We start from the raw sequence: 12,106 nt of genomic DNA on the forward strand, positions 1-12,106 counted from the left end.
TTTTTCGCGTTTTCATATACACTCCAGTTGAGATGATTATCTCTTAACTGGGTGTGTGAATCTATTGAACCACGTCAAAGTGTTTATTATCATTGACGGTTTTAAAGCAATAGGTAGTGACGAAGAATCATTAAAGAAGCGAATGTATGTCATGGCGTCGCGTGCGCGAGACCGACTGTTTTTGTTAAAAAGTGAAGTACAAAAAAGTATATTTGAAGAAATTCTTCCGCCTGTAGGCGAAACGATTGAAATTGAGCGAAATGGCCACGTTGAAAAACATGAACTCCTCAAGAGAATTAAAATATGAGCGCTAGCAAATGGTTTTTGGTAACCAATACAGAAAATCTTAAATATCACTTCGACTGCAACATGATAGTCGAGACACAGGCGTTTGAAGGTAATGCTTATCTTCGAGATATTCAGGCAGAAAGACCCAAAGGATACATTACGCTTAATGATCAAACCAATCTAACCGACGCGCTTGAACTTTCTATTTCGGAAGATCCTAATCTAGAAAGTTGTATAGTTGAAGTAGACCTAAGTGGGTTAGAGTCAGCGAGTGTCTATGGTAGGGTTTCTGAACAGCAATATGAGTTCGGTAGTCTTGATCAGATATTACGTTCTGATGTTGACGAAATATTAATACCAGCGCCTTTACCTATTGGCATAATAAAAACTGTTTTTCTGAAAAATGCTAAAGCAAGCGATTTATTAAAAAGCGAGCTTACGCGCCTATATGGCGTACTTCCTCCTAAATACATTACGCAAAATGCCAAACTATTTAAATCTGGGAAGCAAGGTAGTTTGCCTTCTGAACTAGACATAGACTCATCAGTAAGCTGCATTAGTTTGAATGAAATTGCTGATATTGCACTAGATTATAAAAAAGCTGAGGCGCTTGGTGGTGCTTTAGCACTGGCATATTACCAAACGAAGAACGGTAGCCTTTCATGTGAACTATTCAAGAAATTTGTAGAACGTTCTGATGAGACTACCAGTGACACTATCATCGCTTTTCAGAACTGGCTAGTAGATGCCAATCATGCAAGCGAACTCGATTCTTTCTATAAGAGAGTGCTAGACATTGCCTCTAGTGAATCTGACTTTGGCACTATTCAGCACGATTTGCTTAATTCATTTGAAAATAAAGATGGCATACCAGACGCTTACACGAAAGTCGCTGGCCTTGCTAAGCGGTTAAGGCAACTCGTGGATAGAACATATGAAGGTGACCTAGACACTTACTTCTCAAAGCTTATAAATCATTATGAGAGTGAAGAAGAGGGAGGCTCAAAACCCTTTTTATTGATATCAATGATTTTTGTACGTGACCATATTGAAACAGCTTTAAAGTTCTACCATGAAAGTTTTACTGAAGAAGATTACTTTCTAATAGCCGCTTTCTATGGACTTTTTCAGGGTATAAAGCGAGTGCCTGAACGAGTTCGCAGTGTGAATGGTCTTCGAAATTGGGTGTCGCATCACATCGTCGCTCTATTACAAAAAACGACGGGGGCTCGCGTTACTATTCAGAAGGCACCAGTTCAACCGCCACTGATTTACCAAAAATACATTAAGGATACACCCAACTCTAAGTCGCAAGATAACCTACAGAAGTTTATTTCATATATGGAAATGGAAGAACAAGAGGTACTTTCTTGGGAGCTAAACACTAAAGAAGAGTATCGGGTAAAAGGAAGCGCCATTATTTTTTCTACTCGCCCTAAGCTTGTAGCAAAGGTATTGTCTTCAAACTTTGAAAAGTCGATGCGCCATAAAACAATAAAAGACGCTGATGAGTTGTTCGATATGAACGAAGCGCTAGATATATTCAAGGCGTAAAATGTGAAGTTAATACCAGGAAAGCCTCATAGCACCACAAGCAAAGCCGAGTTGAAAGTTTTTGAAAAACTTGCAGACTCTGAATTTGCGGATCATCATCCAATAGGCTTCCATTCACTATTACTCACTAAACACGATTACAAAAGGGTTGGCGAGGCTGACTTTGTAATTGTTTCTATTTACGGACTATTTGTCTTAGAAGTTAAAGGCGGCAAAATCTCTTATGTAGATGGTAAGTGGTCTACAGAGGGAAGAAATGGCAAAGACCAAATTCAAGACCCATTCCATCAGGCAAATACTGCCGTACATGCAATAGTTAAGAAAATTGATGATTATTTAGGGGCACACAAAGTTAGATTTCCTATTGGGTATGGAGTGGTTTGCCCTGATACGCTTTGGCCATGTGATGGTGGAGAGTGGGATAGAGAAATGGTATGCGACAGCCGTGATTTTAGAAATTTCAATCATTGGCTTAAAGCGTTATTTGACTATTGGACACTAGAAAGGCCTAACAACGATCAATTACTCAGCCAAGCTGATGTTGAAGCCATTGCCGCCTACTTGCGCCCCGATTTTGAGACTATTCAACCGCTATTTGACCATGTAAAACAAGTAGAGCTGTCATCGGTAAGATTAACCGAAGAACAGTATAAATTTGTCGACATTGCTGAAGTTAACAATCGAGTAATTTGTCAGGGAGGGGCTGGAACGGGCAAAACTTTCTTAGCTGCTGAACTATCCAGAAGGCTTATCGCAAAGGGGTATAATACGCTTTTCGTCTGCAAGTCTTCATGGCTTAGGCATTACTTAACAACGCGAATTCAAAACGACCGTCTAGTGATAGCAACCATATCATCAGTAGGTAATGCATTACGTCGCTCCGGTCTCGATGTTTTCGACGCAATTATCGTTGATGAAGGGCAAGATTTGCTAAATTTTCAAGACTTAAAACTTCTAGATTCAATGCTAGATGGTGGTTTTGAAAATGGGCTGTGGTATTTTTTTCACGACGCTAATAATCAAGCTAATTTGTTAGATAAATTAGACGCAGAAGCCTTCAGCTGGCTAAAAAACAGGAACAACCCAACCCTTCTTCCACTTAGCGTAAATTGTAGAAACACTTCTAATATTTTGAAGTCGGTTCAAAAAGAGCTCACTTGTGATGTGGGTATGCCAACCCTAGCAGATGGCCCCGAAGTTACTGAATATCACGGTAATGAAAGTGAGCTGGTGGGCAGTCTAGAAAAACTCATTACTGAACTAGCAAATTCAGAGCTGATGCCTGGCTCGGTCACAATACTCTCACCAATAAGCAAACGTAAGTCGATTATCAAAAAGCTACCTGCCTCAACACTAGAGCTCATATCAGAACTTGATGACTATGTAGTAAGGAAGTTGCCGTTTGACGGAGTCACCTTTTCGAAAATCCAAGACTTTAAAGGGTTAGAGAATGATGTGATTATTTTGGTAGATTTAGTACATCCCTCAAAATTAAGTGATGACGAAAGTAAAGCATTGCACTATGTGGGTATGACCAGAGCTAGGGCAATGCTCTACTGCTTTTGGAGTGAGTGACAACAGCAATTTAATTTTAAATCGCACTCGAACGGTTTGACGTTAGTCTTGTTTGAATATATCTACATTCGTTTCTAAACACTTACGTAAGCTTAAATCATTTACACCTACACCGAACCAGCTATCTGGTTTTTGATAAAAATCTAAGCCTCTCCCAATCTTAATTGTCCAGCCATTATCTATACGGATTTCACGGTCATGGAGGTTTTCATTGACTTTGACATCCAAATTAACATCCATTTCCAACAAACTCTGTTTTAGCCCATCAAGTGCTTCTGCCATTTCTTGAATATTGGTATTGTCATCATAAGACGTTATCAAAGTAATACTTTCAACAGAGGGCTGCTTAATTACGGCTTCACAAAACCGAACAAAATTAGTGAGTTGATGTTTTGCTCTTATGTAAGGGTCTTCAATAACGAGAGATTTAGCTTCTAGCAAATATGGTAGGACGATACTTTCGTAACTATAGCCAGTTGCGCCGTAATTAATTTTAAAGTGCTGTTCCTTTAAGTTTTGGTTGTCGTCAACGGAAACGTCATCCTGATTTGCTATCACTTTCTCAGCTGGTGTAACTACTTTGGTAATAGGCTTCTCTGTATCAGCTTCGCCATCATCAGTAATGCTTGGTTTTGATGGTTCTAATGTGGCTAAAGCGCCTATAGATTCCGGGCAGCGGACAATAATCTCTTCACCTGCTGCATTGATGTACGACAAATCAATATTGGCAAATTCATCATCAGGTTTACGCTTATTCATCTGTTCTTTTACACGGCGACGACATTCAACCGCATACTCAACATATTGGTCAAACTCGTCATTTGAACACTCACCATGTGGGTGAAGCATTTTAATGAAAGCACAAACTGTTTTCTTAATGCCTTTCTCGTCACGCCCCTCAATTGCCCTACCAAGTTTTATGCGCTTATTCACCATTTCATAAACGTTTACCGATTTTAATTGATGGTGGAAAGCTTCAGCCAAATAGTCAGTGATGAATCCATAGTTGTCAGTCAGGTAGTCACTTGAGTTTTTGGGCATTTCCCAACCCGGCAAATATGCATAAAACCGGTCCATAATTGCTAAATCAAACTCTTTTGGGAGGGGTTGAAATAGGTCGTATTCAGTAGAGTTGACAACTTGGCGAACAGAAAGATCTAAGTTTCCAACAAATGCTGTACTTGCATCCGCGATAACTTCTTTCCCTCGTGAAAAGCGGCCGTTTGCCATAAAGTCTTTTAAAATCTGAATAACATCTGGATCTTTCACCTTCATGTTACCGACTTCATCAAAAGCAATGGTGTCCCAATGTCCAACAAGCCCCGTCTCTTTTCGGTTCTTGTTGTAGAACAAAGTAGCGACTGTGGCTTGACCGCCAGATATTAGCGTGGAGTAAGGCGAGAACTCACTGTAAAAGTAAGATTTACCTGTCCCGCGCGGGCCCAGCTCAACAAAATTGAAGTTAGCTTCAACAAGCGGCGCTAATCTAAGTAGAAAATGAAACTTTACTCGTTGTTCAAGCTTAGTCGGCTCAAGTCCGACAGAACGAAGGATGATGTCCATCCATTCGTCTCGTGTCATCTTGCTACGACCAGACTTGTAATCTTCAAAACTAAATCGACTTAGTTGAATAGGGCGTAGTTCTTCGATGTAGAAAGCATAGTCATCTTCTTCTACTTCATTGTATGCAAGTTTCACCTCTGCCCAAATACCGCCTTCAAGTAGTCTCTTATTCTCCTTGTAGAATTTGTCGCCAACCGCTATTTTTTGCGAATTGAAGTTTTCTAAAGAGGCCCAGTGACGCTTTTTGGTTTCAACATAACGAACATGAACTTTATCTATAAATTTGTGACGTCCTTTTGTGGCAACCTTTGATTGGGCAATATTGGATTCGTCAGGACGAACGTAATTGTCTGAAAGCGTTTCAAGCACAGCTTCTAAACCGGCTTGAATTTCATCTTCGTCGTCACTGGCACAATACCGAGCAAGCAAAAACTCCAGCACAAACGTAGGAACATTTGTGCCTTTCTTAATTCGCTGAAGGAGGTCTTTTCTAACTAGTTTGCCGTCGAAGATTTCTATTAACTTATCATCTAGCTTGTCCATCATATCGCTTCCTTAAACGGCGTAGTCTGTTTCTAATTCAAGTGCATCGCCTAGTGTTGTGCTAGTTACTGGGTCGATAGCTTTTACCTTAAATTTTCCTTCAAACTCTGGGTCCATTTTCAGTGTAACTTTAATAGTCTTGTTTGGCTCAAGCGTTACCGTACCTGTGGCTGCGTTAACGTGCTCTCCGGGGCGAGCTTCACCAACTACTTTGAGATTTTTACCTGTTCCCGTATGTGCTTCGAGTAACACTTCCGTTGCCTCTAAATCGTCAGAATCACCGAACAAGTCTGCACTTAACGACTCTAATTTCAGTTCGATTACTGCAAATCGAGTGGTAATACGCGTTGCGCCTTTTTTGTAATCTAAGATAACAGATGCTGTTTGGCCCGCTCTCACGGCATTTGGTTTTAACGTTATTTCGATAACAGGTACCAGGCATTCTTGCAGTGAAAGACCGCCATGATAATACAGCATACCTTTGCGGTAAGGTGCTAGAGAGCGAGGGCCTGCAAACATTTTTATGTCAGAGTTTATACCTAACTTATCACTTGAAAGGCAGTAGTGGTGGTCGTCAATATTTCCTGAGCCAAGCAATATTCTTTGATGCTCTATCTTCCAGTTACTATCTGGTGATACCACTTTATCGCCAGCTTCTTGAGCATTGTTCATATAAAAGCCGTGATCAGTCACTATAAATACTTTCTGAAAGCCTTGCTCTTGAAGTTTGTTTACTGCTTGGCGAATCTGCTTTAATTCCCTTTGCATCATTGCTGGCGCATCTTCGGGGTGGTTCTCAAAAAAGCTATCTATTTCAGTACTTCGTAGAACTAATAAGTCTATGGTACTGGCAACAGGTTTTGTCTTAGTTAGCTTTATAAAATCTTTTAAGGGCATTTCAATGAAGCGATCGCCATACAAGGTTTTGAAAACACCCATGCGCTGTTCTACAGAACCAACAGGCTTTCCGTTATAAAGTGCTTTTGTCTTACCATCATCCAAACTTACCGAAAGGTTTGTGTGGGCGCCGGGTAGCAAGCTGGCCATGCCAACAGGCGTAATGGACGGTAGCGTTGAAAAGGCTACGGATAGCTGAGAGTCAACATCTTCTTTAATCTGTTTATTAAGCTCAAACCCAAGCTCATAACGCAATGCGTCAATCATAAGGTAAGCAATGCGGTTAGTTCCACTTTTCAAAAGCGGTGCAACTTTGCTATCAAATAGTTGCGTGTTAGCTAAAACTTCAGCTGGAGGCCACCCTGATTCGTTGACGAAATGCGTGAAAGGTAGTTGGACAGATTCAACTAACTTCCGGTAATTTTTACGAACCAAGTCGACAACACCAGGCATTAAATTATCAGCCTCTGGGCAGTCATTAACTGCTTGCTCAAACTCACGATGAAGCTGATCAGCTCTGCGAAGTGAAGACTGATAAAACTCAATCAAATCGCTTAGCTTCTTAATAAAATTTGGCAGTTCTCTGGCTAAGTCTTCACATGTTTCCAAAAGGCGTTGTGACGATTTAACCAGCTCCCAATTTACCTGACTGTCACTATTAGAGGACCAAACAGAGTTTGAGTGTTCCGCAACTATCTGACGAGTTATATGCCCTTCGTCATTAAGAAGGGCAGTGATAGCTTGTTTGAGGTAACACTTCTCTTCAAATGGGAAAGTATCGCGGTGACCTAGCTTCGTAATGTTGGCACAAACGCTATTAAGGTTTAATTCTTGCTCAATGCCCGTTGCGCGCTCAATGTAAAGGTTCTGGTAGTCGGTGTGCTTTCTTAAGCTATCTCCAAGTTCTTCAACAATAGGTTGAGCTGAAGCTTTAGCAATGGGAACGTCAGATAAGCTACTGGGAATGGGCTCATTCAAGTCGAATGCAAACTCACTGAATAAAACAAATCGCCATAGTTCATCTGAAATGGCAGTCCAACTCGATTGTTTGGTGCGTAAGCTTAAACCAAGCGTTGAACTAAAGAGGCTTTGTACTTCATTATACCAACTGGTTTCTGCGGCTAACTTATTTTGGACCGCTTTATTTGCAGTCATAAACTTAAATAGTAGGTTAGCCGCTCCTTCGGTATTCAATGCTGCTTGTAGGGTAGGCCAATTAACACCTCCGCCAATGGCATTGATTACATCAAAGCTAGGATTGTTGTTCTTCTCAAACAGCTCACGTATTGCCGTCGATTGGTCTGGTTTAGCTTTTAAGCATATGTCTATATATTTATCACCAGAGCGTTCAGGGTCTGGGAAAATACCACCTGCGGCAGCGTACAGCGCAAACGGGTCCTTTTGCTTATCCTCATCTTCTATGGGAGCGTACTTGGGCACGTATACAAGCAACTGCTTAGTAGACTTTATCTTAGAAAGGATGTTAATTGCCTCCAGGCGAGTAGCTAAACTGCCTTCACTAACGTCGATGACATCACAGTTTTCGCTTGCCATTTCTTTAGCCAGCTGGTGATAGCGCCTTTCGCCGTCGTATACAATTAGAACACTGTTATCAGATAGACGACTTTGAAGAATATCCGTTTTTATATACTGCTCAATACTCACCAAGCATCTCCTTTTGCAGTGTTAGATTGATTCGAGCGATACAATTTCAACCTATCATCCGTGGCTATTTTTTCTTTTATGTATACACGTAATTCTGCTTCAGAAAGAAGTTTAGGTTGCCATTCCCAAACAGGCTCTTTTTTCTTACCTTTAATCACCTCTACTTCATGCCACAAATCGTCTTCAACATCGTGAGCGATTGCTAAGCTTCTATCTGCATGGCATTTTTTTAGTACTCTTTCTGGCCAAGTAGAAAAAGCTAGGTGCGCCCAGTCATATTCGCCTTCTTCAAGCTTTTCCCAAGTCTGCTTGAGCTTTTTCTGCCAAGCTTTATGTTGAAATAATCGCCATAAGGGAGCAGCGGTTATTTGAACACCGTCGTCAAGTTTAGGCTGCCAAAACTTTGAAACTTGAATAATTTCATTTCGAAAGCTCTCTAGTTCCTGTAATAAGCTATATAGCTTGTCAATGTTTCTCTCATCAGAAACACATCTTTCTTTTTTAGATTTAATAGCCCTCAGTTCAGATACCAAGTCATCTAGGGTAGGATTAACAAAGTCATTCAAAATAAAAAGAGGAGTCTGGCGATCTAAGCGATGATACGAGACCCATATGCTAAAATTTTTATTGTAAGAGTGTAATTGCCAATAAATTGGAGCTTGTCTGCGACTCTTCGAATACATCGCTAAATGATCAGTGAAAAATTTATTTTCTATGTATTTTTCAAGGTCGAAGTCAAGTGCTAGCCCAAGTGATCCAATAGTATTATCTACCAGAGTAGATAATTGCTCTCCATTTCCCAAGTTATCGCTAAAGATACCGTTATTAGTGTCGAAACGTTTATATGTATTATTTAGCGATGCAAAACTTAATCTTGGGATAGACTTAAAGGGAGTCTCATATGTAATCTCTGGAAGCTTAATACCTTCGTTATTAATGGAAAATCGCCCAAATACCACACCGATTGTCCAAGATACAATTTTTCTTTGATATGCATTTTCATTTATCTTAATTTCCGGAATGTTTATCTCGCGGTTTTCGATGTCAGTGGCTTCAAGGCCATATATATTCAATACTAGCTTTTCTATTTCTAGCTTAATATTGTAAAGCTCTGTCATTGAATGGTGTTTCTCGTCGTAAAGGGGGGAGATAAATGAGTGAGACATTTCGTTCATAGTGTCGAACAAAAAAAGTTTTTCCCAGTATGATAAAGCTAACTCTGAAAGTTGTAGAGTTTCATTTTCGGAAAGATCTGGTAAAGGGTTTTTATTAATTAAGCCAGCTTCATAATGTTTCCTACCTTCTGCTGCCAAACCAAGACTGAGTGATACACATGTTTTAAATACGTTAGAGTTCGCAATAGCACTCAGAGCTAGTAAGTTTTGAGCATCATTATTAGCCTCAATCAATCCAAGCCCACTTACTCCAAAAATCGACCCCTCTGGCATACAGCGAAATGACATGTCTAAAGTTGTGGATTTTGTCCAGGTTAGTCCAGGTTTATAATAGTGTTCCTCACTGCGACAGTATGAAATAACTTTACCAGTTTTAATATCGCAAAAGTTCTTAATTTCATAGCCCTCGTTGTGCCATTTAACAACAAGGTGAACATCAGAGTAAAACTCTGCATATTCGCCTCCTTTAGCATGCGCGACCCAGCCAGAGTCATCTGGAGGAACTTCCCACCACAACCTTATGAACCGAAAATCATCTGATGTTTGTAACCCTACTCTAGCTAAAAAGTTATTATCTTGGAGCTTTTTAAAATTTTTGAAGATCGCTGTTACTTTTTCATTTATCCAGTAAGATAGTGGGGAACCAGGAACTTTCGAAAAACTAGTTGAGTCTTTTATATAAGTAAGCTTGGATGGTTTTCCAGAATTTATTGCTTTAACTTCACCTCTCAGCGCCGAAACTTTAGTTTTTTCACCAAAAAGCTTTAAAAAAGTAGCCATTATCTTTTCTCCAAAGTGTATGCAGCAGCTTCAACCATTGCGTCATCCATGACACCAAAGCCTAAATCCGCGAACAATTCGATAGAAAAAGACCTAAGCAGAATAGACTCTCTCCATTCTTCAAAGGTTTTTATGAAGAAGCATGTTCTGGATGTGATCGCTCCAACTTTACCTCTATGGTTAAGCAACTGATTTGCTCGTTGTATAAATGCCGCCAGTATATCGCCTGAACAAGTTGGGTAGTCTTTCTTTCCATCTAACTTCCATCGCTTTGAAAATTCACCAAAAGGGGGGTTCATTAAAACAACATCATAACGCTTTTTACATATTTCTATAAAGGCAAAACCCTTAGCTGTATCAGATGCAAATAATCGTTTCTTTTCAGTTGTATCTGAAGCTATTGATCGTAGGTAAAAAATTATAGACTCAATAATCTTGTTTTCTGCATGTTTCCAAAAGCTTTCACTTTTAACATCTTGTATATCGAAGCGTATCTCGCCCGGTTGTTTAGCTAATATTCCTAGCTCAGGGTATTGTTCTAACTTATCATTATGTCGCAACCACTGAACTCTAGCCTTAGTTAGGGCATCTTCAATTTCTTTTTCAATTTTAAGCAATGTCCCTGCTTCGCCTGCGAGCTGCATTTTTTCGAAAATCACTTCGACTAACTGACCCAGTACTGTTGGCTTCAATTGTGATGTGAACTCTTGTAAAAGGTCTTGTTCGCCGGGCATAGGTTCGGCACAAACAATATTTGACTTAGTGATTTGAGGGCGGAGTTGAGGTTTTATTTCTGCTTTCTGCCAACTGTTGTGGGCACGTTGCCATAGTGACATACCCGCGACTTGTGTGGCGCGCGGGTCAATATCAACGCCATGGATATTGTTCTCAATAATCAACCTAGGGACATGCTTCAAGAACTCCGCTTTATCTGAATAAGTTTTAGTTAGTGGAGCTTGATCGTTTTCACGCTCGAACGTCTCTGCTCCTTGTGTTAATTCGATATCCCAAGCTTCATCGTAAATTCGTTCAAATAAATCAAAACAATATAAGCCAAAGTGCATTGAGCCGCAGGCAGGGTCGAGCATTTTTATGTCGCGAGGGTCTTTTAATTCGCGGTGTTCTATGTAAACGGCCTGTTTTAGTAATTCCTCTTGACTTAGTACTTCATTAGGGGGGGGGGCTGCTGCTTCTTCACCTTGGTTTAAGAAAATTTCATTGGGGCGTCTAATTAAATACTCACATTCATTGACTAATTTGGTCTGGCCTTTAGTCATTTCATACCAAATACGACCAAGCGTATTGTCGGTCAAGAATTCAACCACATAACGGGGTGTAAAAAACTGGTTGCGAACAGCTAGCTCACGGCTATCACGTGGTGCTTGTGAAGCATCACGCATTTTCTTGCGTTCTTCATGCGAGTTAAAGTATTGATATATCCAGCCAATGGTTTCATCCTCAGCCCATAGTAATGCTATTTCTTCATTATTGATGAGGTCTAGTAACTCGAGCAGTACTGGCGAAGAGGGGAACAAGCGACCTTGAGCCGAAAAACGATCAAAAAGAACTGAAAGGTCTAGTGCGAATTCGTCAAATATACTGAACAAGTAATAAATATAAGACTCGCCCGTTTCACCTAGGCTGTTGCCCGCTAAGCGATGAAACAGTTGAAATCCCTTTGAATCGTACCCCTTACCTATTGATTCGGTTAAAAATCCTCGAGCCTCACTCATCCGTAAAGCTGATAACCGATTTAATACCGTAAAAGCTTGTTCACGAACAATTCTGTCGAGTGCTGCGATGCGGTTTTGCTTTTCCTTACTCTTAACTTTGTCATGATCGTTCGCTGCAAGGTAGTGTTCAAAAGTCTCACGTAATAATCGAGCAGTTTCTTGCTGATGTGGTGTCAGCCCAGATAAAGCGTCTAAATCAGCCACCTCGCCGCTAACAGGGTTCATCCCATATATTGATTGCAGCTGGCGAGTAAACTCGCCTGATAAGAGGGCTCTTGAATCAGCAACAAAGCGGTTCAGCCTGTTCCGTGTAGTTTGGTCAAATGCCATGTT

Annotated in this window: 6 protein-coding genes; 2 read left to right on the plus strand and 4 right to left on the minus strand. The window is 40.4% G+C overall.

From position 1 onward, the window contains the following. The first annotated feature begins 303 nt into the window (after positions 1-303). Together NO989_RS01050 and NO989_RS01055 are read left to right on the plus strand one after the other, a co-directional pair. Complete coding sequence (locus NO989_RS01050; RefSeq protein WP_371341884.1) at positions 304-1,842, plus strand: hypothetical protein; 1,539 nt, start codon at positions 304-306, stop codon at positions 1,840-1,842. A 3-nt stretch (positions 1,843-1,845) separates the two neighbouring features. Then, a complete protein-coding gene (locus NO989_RS01055) occupies positions 1,846-3,417 on the plus strand; it encodes an NERD domain-containing protein (protein ID WP_371341885.1) in 1,572 nt (523 codons plus the stop codon). A gap of 42 nt (positions 3,418-3,459) precedes the next feature. On the opposite strand, the gene brxL is transcribed toward NO989_RS01055, so the two are convergent. From brxL to NO989_RS01075, 4 genes are read right to left on the minus strand one after another with little or no spacing between them, the layout of a single operon-like run. Further along, on the minus strand, positions 3,460-5,526 hold the full coding sequence (gene brxL, locus NO989_RS01060) for a BREX system Lon protease-like protein BrxL (RefSeq protein WP_371341886.1): 2,067 nt from the start codon (positions 5,524-5,526) through the stop codon (positions 3,460-3,462). A gap of 9 nt (positions 5,527-5,535) precedes the next feature. Next, positions 5,536-8,085, minus strand: a complete 2,550-nt coding sequence (locus NO989_RS01065; RefSeq protein WP_371341887.1) for a PglZ domain-containing protein — start codon at positions 8,083-8,085, stop codon at positions 5,536-5,538. Then, on the minus strand, positions 8,082-10,040 hold the full coding sequence (locus NO989_RS01070; RefSeq protein ID WP_371341888.1) for a hypothetical protein: 1,959 nt from the start codon (positions 10,038-10,040) through the stop codon (positions 8,082-8,084). Before NO989_RS01070 ends, NO989_RS01065 begins: the two co-directional genes overlap by 4 nt. Beyond that, a complete protein-coding gene (locus NO989_RS01075) occupies positions 10,040-12,103 on the minus strand; it encodes an Eco57I restriction-modification methylase domain-containing protein (RefSeq protein ID WP_371341889.1) in 2,064 nt (687 codons plus the stop codon). The genes NO989_RS01070 and NO989_RS01075 overlap by 1 nt, the downstream gene beginning before the upstream one ends. Positions 12,104-12,106 lie beyond the last annotated feature (3 nt).

Source organism: Alteromonas sp. DY56-G5 (assembly GCF_041414725.1).
GTDB classification, from domain to species: Bacteria; Pseudomonadota; Gammaproteobacteria; order Enterobacterales; family Alteromonadaceae; genus Alteromonas; species Alteromonas macleodii.

Coding starts and splice junctions, on each gene's coding strand:
- brxL (WP_371341886.1), bottom strand. CDS start 5,526: ATGATGGACAAGCTAGATGATAAGTTAATAGAAATCTTCGACGGCAAA.
- NO989_RS01075 (WP_371341889.1), bottom strand. CDS start 12,103: ATGGCATTTGACCAAACTACACGGAACAGGCTGAACCGCTTTGTTGCT.
- NO989_RS01050 (WP_371341884.1), top strand. CDS start 304: ATGAGCGCTAGCAAATGGTTTTTGGTAACCAATACAGAAAATCTTAAA.
- NO989_RS01070 (WP_371341888.1), bottom strand. CDS start 10,040: ATGGCTACTTTTTTAAAGCTTTTTGGTGAAAAAACTAAAGTTTCGGCG.